This window comes from Peribacillus sp. YIM B13472, assembly GCF_042788005.1.
GTDB lineage: Bacteria > Bacillota > Bacilli > Bacillales > DSM-1321 > Peribacillus > Peribacillus simplex_E.
Window position 1 is genome coordinate 50,323 of the sequence record NZ_JBHZPG010000009.1, and the last position, 15,638, is coordinate 65,960.

The 15,638-nt window shown below is 40.5% G+C and carries 15 protein-coding genes and 1 riboswitch; of the genes, 5 read left to right on the forward strand and 10 right to left on the reverse strand.

The window, feature by feature from the left end; all coding sequences use genetic code 11:
• Window positions 1-19: 19 nt before the first annotated feature.
• From ACFX4I_RS09535 to ACFX4I_RS09570, 8 genes are all read right to left on the reverse strand, one after another.
• Window positions 20-727, reverse strand: coding sequence for an amino acid ABC transporter permease (locus tag ACFX4I_RS09535; RefSeq protein ID WP_230300394.1), 708 nt, complete (start codon window positions 725-727; stop codon window positions 20-22).
• Window positions 728-759: 32 nt separating this feature from the next.
• Window positions 760-1,578, reverse strand: a complete 819-nt coding sequence (locus ACFX4I_RS09540) for a transporter substrate-binding domain-containing protein (protein WP_377420248.1) — start codon at window positions 1,576-1,578, stop codon at window positions 760-762.
• Between the two features lie 20 nt (window positions 1,579-1,598).
• Window positions 1,599-1,874, reverse strand: a complete 276-nt coding sequence (locus ACFX4I_RS09545) for a hypothetical protein (protein ID WP_377420250.1) — start codon at window positions 1,872-1,874, stop codon at window positions 1,599-1,601.
• Window positions 1,875-1,976: 102 nt separating this feature from the next.
• Window positions 1,977-2,255 carry a glutaredoxin family protein gene (locus ACFX4I_RS09550; RefSeq protein WP_230300391.1) on the reverse strand — a complete coding sequence of 93 codons (279 nt, stop codon included), beginning with the start codon at window positions 2,253-2,255 and terminating at the stop codon, window positions 1,977-1,979.
• 38 nt (window positions 2,256-2,293) lie between these two features.
• Window positions 2,294-3,628, reverse strand: coding sequence for an LLM class flavin-dependent oxidoreductase (locus ACFX4I_RS09555; protein WP_377420252.1), 1,335 nt, complete (start codon window positions 3,626-3,628; stop codon window positions 2,294-2,296).
• A 77-nt stretch (window positions 3,629-3,705) separates the two neighbouring features.
• Window positions 3,706-4,728 (reverse strand): LLM class flavin-dependent oxidoreductase, encoded by a 1,023-nt coding sequence (locus ACFX4I_RS09560; protein ID WP_377420254.1) that lies wholly within the window; start codon window positions 4,726-4,728, stop codon window positions 3,706-3,708.
• Between the two features lie 133 nt (window positions 4,729-4,861).
• Entirely contained in the window at window positions 4,862-5,773 is a 912-nt protein-coding gene (locus ACFX4I_RS09565) for a LysR family transcriptional regulator (protein WP_377420256.1), read from the reverse strand.
• Between the two features lie 470 nt (window positions 5,774-6,243).
• Window positions 6,244-7,593 (reverse strand): FAD-binding oxidoreductase, encoded by a 1,350-nt coding sequence (locus ACFX4I_RS09570; protein ID WP_377420258.1) that lies wholly within the window; start codon window positions 7,591-7,593, stop codon window positions 6,244-6,246.
• A gap of 69 nt (window positions 7,594-7,662) precedes the next feature.
• Here ACFX4I_RS09570 and ACFX4I_RS09575 point away from each other — a divergent pair, with 69 nt between their 5' ends.
• Both ACFX4I_RS09575 and ACFX4I_RS09580 read left to right on the forward strand, forming a co-directional pair.
• Complete coding sequence (locus tag ACFX4I_RS09575) at window positions 7,663-8,037, forward strand: hypothetical protein (protein WP_377420260.1); 375 nt, start codon at window positions 7,663-7,665, stop codon at window positions 8,035-8,037.
• Entirely contained in the window at window positions 7,994-8,269 is a 276-nt protein-coding gene (locus ACFX4I_RS09580) for a hypothetical protein (RefSeq protein ID WP_377420262.1), read from the forward strand. The genes ACFX4I_RS09575 and ACFX4I_RS09580 overlap by 44 nt, the downstream gene beginning before the upstream one ends.
• Window positions 8,270-8,294: 25 nt before the next feature.
• On the opposite strand, the gene ACFX4I_RS09585 is transcribed toward ACFX4I_RS09580, so the two are convergent.
• Window positions 8,295-9,680 carry an amino acid permease gene (locus ACFX4I_RS09585; RefSeq protein WP_377420264.1) on the reverse strand — a complete coding sequence of 462 codons (1,386 nt, stop codon included), beginning with the start codon at window positions 9,678-9,680 and terminating at the stop codon, window positions 8,295-8,297.
• A 502-nt stretch (window positions 9,681-10,182) separates the two neighbouring features.
• Window positions 10,183-10,261: riboswitch (glycine riboswitch) on the forward strand.
• A 208-nt stretch (window positions 10,262-10,469) separates the two neighbouring features.
• On the opposite strand from ACFX4I_RS09585, the gene ACFX4I_RS09590 reads away from it, so the two are divergent.
• The 3 genes from ACFX4I_RS09590 (at window position 10,470) to ACFX4I_RS09600 (ending at window position 13,777) form a co-directional block, all read left to right on the forward strand.
• A complete protein-coding gene (locus tag ACFX4I_RS09590; RefSeq protein WP_377420266.1) occupies window positions 10,470-11,813 on the forward strand; it encodes an amino acid permease in 1,344 nt (447 codons plus the stop codon).
• A 288-nt stretch (window positions 11,814-12,101) separates the two neighbouring features.
• Window positions 12,102-12,302: a DUF3311 domain-containing protein gene (locus ACFX4I_RS09595; protein WP_098370527.1), complete on the forward strand. Its 201-nt coding sequence runs from the start codon at window positions 12,102-12,104 to the stop codon at window positions 12,300-12,302.
• A complete protein-coding gene (locus tag ACFX4I_RS09600) occupies window positions 12,299-13,777 on the forward strand; it encodes a sodium:solute symporter family protein (RefSeq protein WP_377420268.1) in 1,479 nt (492 codons plus the stop codon). Before ACFX4I_RS09595 ends, ACFX4I_RS09600 begins: the two co-directional genes overlap by 4 nt.
• Window positions 13,778-14,148: 371 nt before the next feature.
• On the opposite strand, the gene argH is transcribed toward ACFX4I_RS09600, so the two are convergent.
• On the reverse strand, window positions 14,149-15,633 hold the full coding sequence (gene argH, locus ACFX4I_RS09605) for an argininosuccinate lyase (protein ID WP_230300382.1): 1,485 nt from the start codon (window positions 15,631-15,633) through the stop codon (window positions 14,149-14,151).
• Window positions 15,634-15,638 lie beyond the last annotated feature (5 nt).

A 15,638-nucleotide genomic window follows, 5' to 3' on the forward strand; every position in this document is an offset into this window, starting at 1 on the left:
TCCTTCCCTCCTCCCTTTGTTATCCAGTAACAGACACATCAACAGACTGATGCCGATTAATGCGGTTTTCATAAAGTCTGAATATCTTCTCGAACAATAGCACGACTGCATAATAGATAACGGCTAATGAGAGATAGACTTCGAGAGCATGTGCAGTTGCGGCAATCAATGTCTCTCCCCTCCCCATCATATCCATTACGCCGATGGTAAAGGCAAGTGAGGTATCCTTCAAGGATCCGATAATAGAGTTTGCGATATTAGGAAAAGCAATCCTTATTGCCTGAGGAAGCACAATTCGAAAAAAGCTTTGACTATTATTCATGCCAACAGAATAGGCCGCTTCCATTTGCCCATAATCGACAGCCTTAATCGCTCCTCGGAATATTTCTGCGAAATGCGCCCCATTACTTAATGCATACGTAATAATGACAAAATTCAGGGCATCCATTCTTGAAATATCAATATTAATGATTAAAAGGATTGCAGGCAGTCCATAAAAAACTAGAAATAATTGTATTAAAATAGGCGTTCCCCGAATGAATGAAGTATACAAAATGACTAATTGATTTAAAACAGGGATACGAAATAATCTCAGGATGGCTGCTGCTATCCCGATGACCATTCCTAATAAAACGGATGCTGCCAGAATTTGCAATGTTACTCCAAGATAATATATTAACGTCGGAATGAAATCGACGATTAATGAAGGATCAAATGCTTTCCCCATGCTTTAGCACCTCCGCGCTTACTACTATCTAATTAAAATCCTACTGAATAGTCTGCGCCCAGCCACTTTTTACTTAGTTCGCTAACTACCCCATCTTTTTTCAGCTCCACAAGTGCTTCATCAATTCTCTTCTGTAAAGGCGTTTCGTCTTTTCTTAGCAAAAAGTATACTTTTGAATTAAGAAGCGGCTCACCCACAACCTTTTGCTGTGCATCTGCTTGTTTATTTAAGAAGTCGACTGCAAATGGTGTAGTGATGGTAGCATCCGCCCGACCAGTTTTGATTTGATTCTTCGTATCATCTGCCCCTTGGCCAGAATAGACAATTTCAATACCGGCATTTTTTTCTTTATTATACTTTTCAAGAAAAACAGCAGAATTGCTCGTAGCACTTACTATCGCTTTTTTTCCTTTTAGATCTTTAATGGAATGAATATCATTGTTGTCCTGATGAACAGTAACTTGGAGCGGAAAGACATTATATGGTTCTTTATTAAATAGAAACTTTTCTTTTCGTTCATCGTTCACCTCCATCTGGTGAGCAACAAAATCTATTTTGTTCGTTTCTAAACTTAATAATAGATTAGAAAATTCCATCGTTTTAAATTCAAATTCATATTCAGGCAGCTTTTCATCAATTTGACGAACCAACTCGACATCATACCCTGTTAGCTTACCATTCTTATCCAAAAAGCAAATATTAGGAAATTGCGTCCCTGTTCCAACAATGATTTTCTGAACATTTTTATCTTTTGAATCCCCAGATTTTGCTGTACTCGTTGTTTCTTTTGAAGAGCAAGCTCCTAAAAAAGTTAGTAGCAGTGCCATAACAATTAGTAATGTTTTTTTCATCTCAATTCCCCCGAACATTTTTAATTACTAACAATTGGTTCTTTATTTTCAATAATGCGATACAGCGTTTCATCTAGAATTTTACAAAGATTCACATTTTTTTCTCTATCGTGGTCTCGTTCAGCAAAAATCTCATAACCTCTTCTTTCATAAATGGAAACAAGCCAAGGATGATGATCAGCTGTCGCAGCAAGAAAGTTAATATTTAATTCTCTGATTGGTTCATAAGCCCGAAGTGTGACGTTTAGCACTTCTGGAGCATCCTTTACAGTGGCAAGACGGATTAACTGTGTCATGGTTAACTCCCTATTTCTATAACATATTATTTACACAAGGATAGTCGGATTTATTTCTGCAATCTTTCCTTAATTCAATCAGTCATACTTATAGACTCAGATTTAAACGCGTGATTTTTTGTTATTGTACACTTTAAGTACTTTTTCTAGGTGAGGAATTCCAACCTCTGTAACGCTCTCATATACGCTACCTCGCCCAATTTCAATAATGGGCACATACCGAACACCATATTTGATTTCTAAAATATCTCGCCGATCATCATGATTGGTAACATCCACCGTTTGATAAGCGATCTCCTTTTCTTTTAAGTATTGTTTAACTTCTTCACAATAGTGACATCCTTGTTTTGACCAAACGACGACAGATAACGCTTCTCCCATTTCTTATTCCTCCTTCAATTTTTTAAATGATTCTTCAATCATTGATTAATGCTTTCTTTCGCATAACGATTTTCCGGGAATGGAAGCCCCAAGTTGCCTCTTAAGGTTTCTGCTTCATATTCAGTCCGATATATTCCCCTTTTTTGAAGGATAGGAACCACATAGTCTACAAAGTCACTTAAAGCATTTGGAACACTTGAAGAAAAGATAAATCCATCCGCCCCCTTCTCTTCAAACCATTGCTGAATCAAATGTGCTACTCTCTCTGGAGTTCCAATGAAAGAAGTCCGGGGTGTTGTCTCCTTAAGTGCTACTTGACGGAGCGTTAACTGTTTCTCCTTCGCTTCCTGTTTAATTCGGTCAGTCGTACTTCGGAAACTGTTTTTTCCGATGTCTCCGAGATTTGGGAAAGGTGCATCCAGTTCATATTGGGAAAAATCATGATGATCGAAGTAACGTCCCAAATAGTCAAGCGCCTTATCTATAGAAACTAGGTTAGCGAGTTCTTGATATTTGTGCTCCGCCTCTTCCTCAGTTGCACCAATGATTGGCGCGATACCTGGCATAATAACAATTTCATCAGGGTTTCTCCCGAATGCAATAGCCCTGTTTTTTACATCTTGATAAAAAATCTTTGCATCTTCCAATGTTGGTTGACCTGTAAAGATTGCATCCGCTTCTTTAGCGGCAAAATTTTTGCCAGCTTCTGATGAACCAGCTTGAAAAACGACAGGTCTCCCCTGTTTAGATCTGGCAATGTTGAGTGGTCCTTGCACGGAGAAAAATTCTCCTTTATGTTTTAATTGATGCATTTTAGAAGGATCAAAAAACTCACCGGACTCTTTATCCCGGGTAAACGCGTCATCCTCCCATGAATCCCAAAGTCCTTTGGTGACTTGTATATATTCTGATGCTATCCGATAGCGTTTGGCATGATCAGGGTGTTCTTCAATCGTTTTGTTATAGTTCAAGGCCGTACTCTCAAGAGGGGTAGTAACAAGGTTCCATCCGCCACGACCTTGACTAATGTGATCAAGTGAAGCAAATTGCCGAGCTACAGTAAATGGCTCACTGTATGAGGTGGAAACTGTTCCGACAAGCCCTATTCTTGATGTGAAAGCAGCCAGTGCGGATAATATGGTAAGTGGTTCAAATCGATTTAAAAAATGCGGTATTGACTTCTCATTGATAAACAATCCGTCAGCAATGAAAAGTAAATCGAACTTTCCCTCTTCAGCCTTCTGGGCCTGCTCCTTATAAAATTCAAGACTAACACTGGCATCTGATTGAATGTCTGGATGTCTCCAACCAGATATACTCCCTCCAACTCCATGAATAAGCGCTCCAAATTTCAACTTTCTCTGCTCAGACATTAATACTCCTCCTTTAATAATTAATCGGTTTTCAGCTTTACTGACATCCACCATCTTCCCTAATTGCTGAAGCCTTTTTAATTTAGGCTCGTAACGTGTTTCTCTTCAGATAAGACTAATTGAAGTGGACTCAACAATCGAAAAGATCTGAACCTTTCTGCTTCCTTTAAAATCGGCGAATGTAGGATAAACTCATCTACCCCGTACTTTTCATGTAAATTTGCTAAGACTTCTTTTACATAAGAAGGAGTTCCAGCAATAATATTGGAATCTTGTTCTTCTATTTCGTAAGGTTCCCCAGACTGCTTCCCGAATAACTCTGCTTGCGCTAGTGTTTGGACCGTGACAGAACGACCGCTTTTGAGATGAACTTTCACAATCTTCTGGTCACCTGTTAACTGTTTTGCTTCTTGTTGTGAAGGAGCGGCAATCACTGAAACCGATACCTTAAAGCTCCCAGTTGGATAGATACTTTGGTAAATGCGGGAAGCATCTTCGAGTACAGTCTCATTACTATTGATAAATCGAGCAAATACATAAGCTATACCAAGATCGGCTGCTAGCCTCGCGCTGTCAGCACTTGCACCAAGCAGAAACATCTTAGGCTTTTTGGAAGGGAGTGGTGTCGCTTGAATGCCTGCAAGCGGGTGAGTTTCATTGACTGAATTTTCGATTATCTTCTGCAGGAAAGATAATCGCTCTTCGAAATCTTTACCATCATTCACAGTTCCAAACTGTAGCGCCTTCGTTGATAAGGGGAGACCACCTGGTGCCTTTCCGATGCCAAGGTCTACCCTGCCTGGCGAAAGATTCGATAACACGTGAAAGTTTTCCGCCACTTTATATGGACTATAATGCTGAAGCATAACACCTCCGGACCCTACCCGAATCGATTTTGTCTGGGCTAATAAATAAGAAATCAATACTTCCGGGGAGGACCCCGCCAGCTGTTCGGCATGATGATGTTCCGATACCCAGAAACGGGTATACCCCCACTCTTCTGCATGTCTAGCCAGATTAATGGTTTGCTGTAGTGCATCAAATGCTGAAGCTCCTGGAAATATCGGGCTCTGGTCTAAAATGCCAAGCTTATAACTCATATTCTCTCCTCCGCTTTAATTCAAAGTTTACTTATGCGAATAATTATATTTTGACATATCCTATCACCTAAAACATGCTAATGGCAATGGTTTTACTAATAGAAAAAAATATTGTATTGATAGAAAATATCTATCAATTCGATTGTATCTGTAATTGCTGATCGTTTTTCTCAAATTTCCGAATTGATAAAAGAATGTCTTTCCATAATAGAGGGGATTCCATCCCGTGATTTAAATGCGTCAGATAGATGTGCTGCTTTATCTTGATTAAATGTGACACATCCACTTCAATCAAAGTTCCCTGTTCTAACTCTTTTTTAATACATAAGTACGGTAAAAATCCGATACAGCTTCTGCTAAGAATTAGCGACTTCGCCACTTCCAGGTGATCAACCTGAAATTCAATGCGCGGCTCTACTTTGGATACTTCAAAAATTTTATGAACGTGATTCCAGTCAAGCGCACCACACTCAAAAAATACCAACGGCTCCATTGCTAATTCCTGTACTGTTAGCTCAGTTTGAAGTTGAAATGGATGTCCTGGATACACGACTAAACGAATCGAATTATCAAGGGTTTTGTAATTTTGCAGACCACTATGTGTAACATCCTTCATAAAGGCTATATCAACCTGTTTCTGAAGCAATTTTTTCATTAATGCATCATTTGTTGCTGAAATAAATTTAAAGCGTAAATTGGGGTTTTCCTTTTTCCATAGAGGAAGAGCAAATGGAATAAAGTATTGCGATGTAATGATATTAGCCCCTATCGTTATTTCCTCCAGTTCACTTCCTGTTTTCAACTGCTTTTTCCCCTGGTGAAAGGTACGAATAATTTGATCCGCAAATGGAATGAAGGCTTTCCCTTTTTCGGTTAAAATAATCCCTCTCCCTTGCCTCTCAAATAGTACTGAATCGAGTTCACTCTCAAGCGTCTTAATTCTTGCCGAAACCGTTGGCTGTGATAAAAACATTGCCTCTGCGGCTTTATGAAAACTATTAAGGTGAACAACATACATAAAAGCTTCAATATGATCAATATTCATCTAGCCAACTCCTTTTTCCAAAATGAACGCAAAAAGCTCCTGTTCGCTTATCGCGTTCAGGAGCTTTTGGTTGTCCAATCAGCTCATCCTCTTATAATAATTCTTTCTCCGATTTTAATCTTATAAAACCAATAAGTAAAGTGCAATTTAATAAACTGAACAACTAATAAGTCACGATTTTTTTTTGCATTATCTTACAATTTGATATTCAAGGAACACATTACTATTTATGCAGATGAAAATTTCAGGATTCTAAGTAAATAAAACTAATAATTCCATTCTCACCGCTCAAGAAATCGCCCAAGCCCAATCTTCCGTAAATCAGGTTACAATACAGTACAAGCTCAGCAAGCGGAATGATTTTGAGCGTGATCTCGATTAATTGATTCAAAACAAGAAGAAAAAGGCCTATATCCAAATTTAGGAATAGGCCTTATATAACTGTGTTTTTGGTGAACCCAAGCTTTTTTTCAACCCCACTTATTTAATGGCGGTATGCTTTGTGGGAACTTAAACGCATTGTATGGATCATACCTCGTTTTCACTTCCCTAAGCCGTTTGAAATTTTCTCCATAATATGCAGTTGGCCAATCTTTGATTAGAGTATCCGGCCAATTCACATAGTCACCGGTAGTAAATGGCGACAAGGCATGCTTCAGGTCCTTGATCCAACGAATGTTTAGCCGCTCTTCTTCTGGATTGGTCCATGTAGCCTGATACTCCTGGGCGATGATGGCATCGCGATAATAAAAAGCTGTCTCCTTTGGATCTTTAAGGCCCGCCACTCCTCCTAGGGATTGGTGCCAAATGGCTGCATTTTCATTTGGAGCATTTCCTAAAAAATGTTTCATGGTCATGATTGCTTGCTGCGGAAAAGCTTTTTCAATGAAAGATCCTGACCTCTTTCGATACGCCGGTTGATTTCCAGCTGGATAATCAAAGAATCTTACGGCTTCAATGTATGGGACTTCCTTTATCATGACATTTATTGGTGAACCAGTTTTTGTCAAAGGCTTTAATAGCTGCTTCAATCTATGTGACGTTCCAACAAATTCACCTTTAGCAAAAATTTCGTTTGCTTCCTTTGCCTTGAACTCTATTTCTGAAGTTAAGCATTCATCAGCTTGAGGGGCCCAATCCTGCCAGGCTTCAAACACCGCTTCGAAATCTTCCCACCCCCATGTGACGGAGAAAACGGATACCCTTGATACGGGGGTTACCCTGAAAGTAAGAGAAGTGACTATGCCAAAGTTTCCCCCTCCTCCCCCGCAGCATGCCCAAAATAGATCACTATTGATTTTCCTATTTGCTTTAATGAGTTTGGCGCCCCTCTTTCCACACGCCCTTACCATTTCTATTTCAAGCAGATTGTCACAAGTAAGTCCAAAGCGCCTCGTTAACATACCTATTCCACCGCCGAGCGTAAGACCTACAACACCAACACTGCTTTCGGTCCCAGCCGGAATCGTCGTTCCATAGTTCCATAACTTATTATATACTCGCCCTAAATCAGCTCCGGCTTCAATTTTTGCGATCATTTTTTCACGATTGACCTTGATATTGTACATTTCACTTATATCAATGACTAGACCGCCATTCACTAATGAAAAATTTTCATAACTATGCCTGCCGCTCCTAACCCGGAAAGGTGCATGATTTTCCCGGGCCCACTTCAATGAATTCAACACATCATTGGAATTTTGACAAAACACAATGACCTTTGGGAATTTAGAAAAACTTAAGTTATTATTTATCCTGGCACGCTCATACTCAGCATCATTAGGTGTAACGATACGCCCGGTAAGCTTTGTTCTTTCCAAAAGATAACCCCTTCCTCGGGTAAATATGTTACATCCTATGAAAAAACCTGACAGAAAGATACATTCCTCTTGCTGGCCCTCCCTTGTAGTGGGGTCAATTTAGCTTTACTCGTGAATTCAACGGTTTTACTCGTGAATTCCAGCTTTACTCGTGAATTCAACTACTTTACTCGTGAATTCAATGGTTTTACTCGTGAATTCCACGCATTTACTCGTGAATTCCCAGCTTTACTCGTGAATTCCACGCATTTACTCGTGAATTCAACGGCTTTACTCGTGAATTCCAGCTTTACTCGTGAAGTCCACGCATTTACTCTTGAATTCAACGGCTTTACTCGTGAATTCCACGCATTTACTCGTGAATTCAACTACTTTACTCGTGAATTCAACGGTTTTACTCGTGAATTCGACTACTTCACTCGTGAATTCCAGCTTTACTCGTGAAGTCCACGCATTTACTCGTGAATTCAACGGCTTTACTCGTGAATTCCACTACTTTACTCGTGAATTCCACGCATTTACTCGTGAATTCCACGCATTTACTCGTGAATTCAACTACTTTACTCGTGAATTCAATGGTTTTACTCGTGAATTCCACGCATTTACTCGTGAATTCCCAGCTTTACTCGTGAGTTCCACAATTGATCAAAAAAACAAAAAGCCCTTCTCGAATTAAGAGAAGGGCTTTTTTTGTTACCTTATCAGGAAATCTCATCATCGGATCTAACATCCAATGGTGTTCGTTTATCCATTTTCAGCATGTAATAACTTGCTACGACCAAGGCTAGGAAAACGATCCCGACAACTAAGGAAATCCGGGTACTAGGATTGATCCACATACCGACCAGCACCATCAGTAAGAAGGCAATTGTCGCATAGTTACTGTAAGGGGCCAACGGCATCTTGAACGGATGTTTCTCCATTTCAGCGGCATTTACTTTTCTGAATTTAAGCTCACTGATAAGTAAGACAAACCATGGAATCATCCCGGGTAATACACTCGCACTGTACACATAAAGGAATAATTGCGGCGGTGCAAGGTAATTCAGGATAACCCCGATGCCCAATCCTAATAGTACAGCGATCGTGCAGTATGCCGGCACTCCATTTTTAGATACTTTAGCAAAGACTTTTGGAGCTTGGCCATTCAATGCAAGTGTGTACAGCATACGCCCTGCACTGAAAATCCCACTGTTGCATCCAGACATTGCCGCAGTGATTACAACAAAATTGATGATTCCTGCTGCTGCTGTGATACCTATTTTAGCAAAGGTTGAAACGAATGGGCTTCCTAAGTCATCCAGTTGATCCCAAGGGAAGACTGTCACGATGACAAATATGGCACCAATATAGAAAATTAATATACGCCATATGATTGATTGGATCGCTTTTGTTACGGTCTTCGTTGGATCTTTCGCTTCTCCGGCTGTGATGCCGATAAGCTCAACGCCTTGATAGGATGCCACGACCAGGGAAAGCGCAAAGAAGAATCCTGTCCAGCCTCCCGTAAAGAAGCCGCCATTTTCCCATAGATTCGATAATCCAATTGCATCCCCGCCATTTCCTATTCCAAAGAAGATAAGGCCAAGGCCGGCAATGATCATCAATATAATCGTTATGACTTTTATAAGCGCAAACCAAAATTCAAATTCCCCGAAGGATTTAACGGAAATGAGGTTTGCCGCCCCCAAGATGATCATGGCGACCACACCTGGTATCCAAGCAGGTAACTCGGGGAACCAATATTGCATATACAACCCAACCGCGATGATTTCGGACATTCCGACGATTACCCATTGAAACCAATTGCTCCAAGCAGTCATATAACCTGCCAAGGGATGTATATAGCTGCTTGCAAAGGTTGCAAAAGAACCTGTAGTCGGTTCTAAATATAGCATCTCACCCATGGAACGCATGATGAAAAATATAAAAATACCTGCGATTGCATAAGCAAGCATAACAGAGGGCCCGGTCCATTTGATCGTGCTCGCAGAACCCATGAATAACCCGACCCCGATGGTTCCGCCCAAAGCTATCATTTGAATATGTCTTGATTCCAGCCCTCTCTTTAATTCCTTGTTCGACATGATTAACTCCCCCTGATGCAATATCGGTAATGCTTTTCCATCCTTAACACGAACGACTCTCTATTAATTATTGCGGTTAGAAATGCTTTATCGAAAAAAATATCAATAACACTTCAATTATGTTTTCTTATCTTATAATAGTAAATATTCTGTAAAAATACAATTGTATTTTTGAAATAAACAGTTACCAAATATATCTTGGCAATTTCCCTTATCTAAAAATATCATTTCAAAAAAATGATGTTCAATATTTCATAATAGTGATCATCCAAAAAACAATTTTTTCAAGTACCTTAAAAAATATTAAGACCACTATAAAACTGCAGCTATTGCCGTTTTCACTTCAAAAAAACTTGTTGACCTTCCGAAAAATAGATGATAGAATTCCAATATTATTTTATAAGCATAATGAATGATGTAACAGTGGAAGATTGACACTGACAGACATTTCTTCACAACCGCATACAAGCAAGCGATGAATGCTATGGATGACACTATAGCAGGAGCAGCTTCTGGAGAGACTGTACAAGATGCAGCGCCGAAGGATTCACAATCTCAGGCAAAAGGACAGAAGAGTAACGAATGATAGAATTGTTATTCTGAACCCTTTAAGAGATTGGTATTATCCAATCTCTTTTTTTTATTGTCCATTTTGTGATTGGACTTAAAACTACACTCTTGAAAACCAATGGAATAGGCAAGCAGGGCAAGAAATCACGTCCCTCTCTCCAAGACCATGCAGGTTGAAATCATTCACTAACAAGACTATAAAAAACGGGGGCGTAAGAATTGGCTAAACAGGAATTAAAAAGAGATTTAAAAAATCGACATGTACAACTTATTGCAATAGGAGGAACCATTGGCACCGGTTTATTTTTAGGATCCGGAAAAGCCATACAATTAGCTGGACCTTCCATTATATTCTCCTATCTGATAATAGGGATTGCCTTGTTTTTTGTGATGAGGGCGCTGGGCGAATTGCTATTATCCAATGCAGGGTATACATCATTTACTGAATTTGCAACCGAATATGTCGGTCCATGGGCCGGCTTCGTAACAGGGTGGACATATTGGTTCTGTTGGATCATGACCGCAATGGCCGATATCATAGCTGTCGGCGTCTATATGCAATATTGGTTCGATATCCCTCAATGGATTCCGGCTCTAATATGCCTAGTCATTCTGTTAGGATTGAACCTTTTGACCGTTAAGTTATTTGGTGAATTGGAATTCTGGTTTGCCATCATTAAAGTAATCACGATCATTGCCTTAATCATCGTAGGAATCATTCTTTTGATCATCGGCTTCAATACCAATAGCGGAACGGTTTCCGTAACGAACCTATGGAATCATGGGGGCATGTTCCCTAATGGCATTTCTGGATTCCTATTATCTTTACAGCTGGTCGTCTTCTCATTTGTCGGTGTCGAATTGGTCGGGGTTTCCGCAGCAGAAACGGCAAACCCGAGAAAGAACATTCCATCTGCCATCAATAAAATCCCTGTCCGGATTTTACTTTTCTATATTGGTGCACTATTCGTCATTCTCTGCGTCAACCCATGGACACAACTGGATGCCACGAGCAGCCCATTTGTAGAGGTCTTTGCGTTAATCGGCATTCCTGTCGCTGCAGGGATCATCAACTTCGTCGTTTTGACATCCGCTGCTTCTGCATGCAACAGCGGTTTATTTTCAACGAGCCGAATACTTTATACGTTAAGCAGGAATGGCGAAGCCCCTGCTAAACTGGAAAAATTAAATAAACAGGCTGTTCCGAGCAATGCCTTATTAACATCCACAATCGTTGTATCAATAGGGGCATTATTAAGCAAGCTGATACCTGAACAGGCATTTACCGTCGTGACGACCATCAGTGCCATCTGTTTCATTTGGGTATGGAGCATTATCTTGATCTCCCATATCAAATATTCAAAAACAAGGCCTGATCTAAGAGCCGAATCGACTTTCAAGGCTCCTTTTACACCCTTTGTCAATTACGCCATATTAGGATTATTCCTGTTCATCCTTATTGTTATGCTATTCGCTGAAGCAACACGACTATCACTGCTCTTGACCCCAATCTGGTTCATACTTTTGGTAATACTATATAATACTCGAAAAAAATATAGCTAAAGGAAATAAAGCCTTGAACTCACTATGAATTCAAGGCTTTATCTGTTTTATGAACATATCAGGGTCCGGCTGTCTGCGCACAGTTGCTCAAATATATCAGGCAACTGCATTAAATTTTATATCAAAATAGTGTAAGCTATTATATATCATTGGACCTTTTTTAAAAGAAGGTAAATCGGACATGCACGAATTTTCCTTCCCGGTTTGGTTCACCCAGCCATCAGTGGCATTGAAGAATAAACCCCATTGATGGACGTTTCACTTATTTAAAACGGAGGGGTTTGTTTAATGAAGATTATATATATCCTTACTCTAGTTCCTTTTATAGGCATACTAGGATTTCTACCTTTTGTTAATAAAATAGAACCATACGTATTAGGGATGCCTTTCAATATGTTCTGGATGGCTATGTGGGTTGTCCTTACCTCTGCCATATTGGGCATCATGTATAAGCTGGATCCCAGGAATCGGGAAGGTGACCAGAAATGAATATTGCTCTCTTAATCATTTTAGCATTTTTACTTCTATCGATATTTTTAGGGATACGCTCTTCAAAAGGAAAAGATATGGACTTGGAACAATGGACGGTGGGCGGACGTGGTTTTGGTGCGATTTTCGTCTTTCTGCTGATGGCCGGGGAAATCTATACGACCTTCTCCTTCCTTGGCGGCAGCGGCTGGGCATATGGCAAGGGCGCACCCGCTCTATATGTTCTAATTTACATTACTTTGTCTTACGTATTATCCTATTGGCTCCTTCCGGAAATATGGAAATATGCCAAAGAAAATAAACTGATGTCTCAATCCGATTTCTTTGTGAGCAAATATAAGAGTCCCAGTTTAGGAATTTTGGCTGCACTTGTCGGTGTGGTGTCGATGATTCCAGTGATCGTCGTGCAGCTGAAAGGATTGGGAATCATTGTCTCAGAGGCATCTTATGGTGCCATCTCAATGTCCGAGGCAGTTTGGATGGGGGCGATCAGCCTTACCATTTATGTGATGATCTCCGGTATACACGGTTCTGTTTGGATAGCGGTCATTAAAGATATAATGATGGTCTCCATAATAGGATTTTTGGGGATTTATCTGCCGATGCATTACTTTGGCGGATTTCAGCCGATGTTTGAAGCGATTGATGCGGCCAAACCTGGTTTTCTAAAGTTCCCTGACCAGGGACTTAGCGTATCATGGTTTATCTCCACGGTAATATTGCTCGTATTCGGATTCTATATGTGGCCACAAGTTTTCAGCGCTGTCTATTCAGCACGCAGCGGCAAGGTATTTCGAAAAAATGCCATCATCAGCCCTTTATATACACTCATGCTGTTATTCGTCTTTTTCGTTGGGTTTACAGCTATATTGAAAGTGCCCGGACTCGTTGGGGCAGATGCAGACCTCTCATTGCTGCGCCTTTCGATCGAGACCTTTGATCCATGGTTTATAGGCATAATCGGCGGAGCTGGATTGTTGACCGCATTGGTGCCGGGATCCATGCTTTTGATGAGCGTCGCTACACTGCTCGCGAAAAACGTCTATAAGGAATTTGCACCTGCAGTATCCGATCGCCACGTTGTGCGATTGGCAAAGCTCCTTGTTCCAGTCATTGCCCTTATAGCCGTCTACTTCACCTTAAACGGCGGCGAAACGATGTCAGCATTAATTCTTATGGGATACAGTCTCATTACACAGCTATTCCCGTCCCTGCTCTTTAGTCTGAAGAAGAATAATCCCATCAATAAATATGGCGCAATCGCCGGCATCATCACCGGATTATTCATCGTAATCTGCATTACACTCAGTTCTTCAACTATAGGAACCTTGTTTCCATCCTTGCCGCAAGCAGCGAAGGATTTGAATGTGGGAATCATCGCCTTGGCGGTCAATTTCATTGTGATGATCACGGTAAGTCTTGCTTTCAGAAACCCCGCGGTTCAGTTGGAACCTAAATCCGTTAACGATATATGAAACACTCTCTGATGCTGGTTATTTTGGATAAAGAAACATTAGAAGAACATCGAAAGGCTCAGTCATAAGACTGAGCTTTTCTTATAATCGACATCCAAAGTCATAATGTCCTTTTTTCTTAAGAGTGATTATAGAAAGTTAATAGCAGACAAAAAACAATGTCTCATATTAAACTACTAATCTTTTTTGTTTATAATCAAATCCCTATTTCAACTAATAAATACAACGAAAAAATACTCTTATCAGGAGGTTCGGGCTTTTACTTGGGATTTGGAGTAAATACTCGTGAATTCCAAACTTTTTCTCGTAAGTTTGGAGCAAATACTCGTGAATTTCATTCCGTTAAACTCATTATCTTTTTTCCCGCATCTTCAGTAATCCACTAAAGCCTTCCTGCCATCATTCATTGCTTTAACGATTCCCTTATGTTCGTGCAACTGTTGCTGCAGTTTTTGTTTTCTATTTACGATCATCCTCGTAACCTCTTTCGGGCTGGGCCCGCCTTGAATGCTTCTAATTTCCACAAAGTATTCGGGAGAGATGATCTTTTTCCATTCGTCTTCAGTTAAATTTACTGCAACGAATTCATTGATGATCTTGTTGATGTCTTGTGTGTCCCAATCATAAAGCTCCTTCCCTTCACCAATCGACCGTTTTGCAATAGTACTGGCTATGGAATGAGCTTTTCTGAATGATATCTCGTAATCTCTTGATAGGGTATCCGCTAATTCAGTAACCGTTATACTGGATTTTGCAGCCATTTTCTTTGTATGTTCTTCATTTACTTTCAAAGTCGATATGACGGCATACATTAGTTTCATGACACGTCCTGCATTCGAAAAAGCTCGATATAAATGCGGCTGTAAATCATCTTCCGTATCGACGATATCACCAAATGGCGTATTGTGGATCATATTCATTGCAGCGAGAGCATCACCATACGCACTGCTTGCAATTGAACGGGAATGTTCAATGGAAACTGGATTTCTTTTTTGCGGCATGATGCTGCTCACTTGAACATAAGGGTCGGCCACATGAAATGTACCAAACTCCCTTGTCACATGCTGCAGGAAGTCTTGAATCCATCTCCCTGTATTGACCATGCACGTCATGATGGCAGTTGCGGTTTCCAATAAATAATCCGCCCCGCCTATCGAGTCATAGGAATTCTCAATCACCGAATCAAACCCAAGCAGTTCAGCAGTACGGTTCCGGCTGATCGGAAAACCGGTGGTCGTTAACGCGGCAGCGCCCAAAGGCGATTGGTTAACCGTTTCATAGGCTGCCCATAACCGGCCAATATCCCTTTGAAGCACATCATAAATGGCTAAAAAGTAATGTCCTATCGTAGTCGGCTGAGCCGGTTGGGTATGCGTGTAACCAGTTATATAGGTTTCTGTATGTTTTTCAGCCTGCACCAAGAATACCTCACTCAAATGGCTTGCATAGCCAATCAATTGGAGCAGATGACCTCTCAAAACAAGCCGGTACATCGCGACTCCCATATCATTACGACTGCGGCCGATATGAATCTTCCCCGCAAGTTCATGACCGATTTCCTCACCGATCTTTGCCTCCATCATGAAAAATAAGTCTTCGAATTGGGGCTGATAGGTCAACTGCTTGAGATCTGTTTGGGCCACTTTCCGAATCCCATCAAGCATGGTTTTCGCCTCTTCTTCTTTAATGATCTTTTGTTCCGAAAGCATGATGACATGCGCCCGATGAATATCGAACATTGCATGAAATAAGTAATCTCTTTGATCATTAAAAACAGGCATCAGAAGCTCTCTAGCATATGTTTTTCCGGGAAAGACACTACCTTCATTTTTGATAAATTCTTCAAGCCTGCTCATCTTTA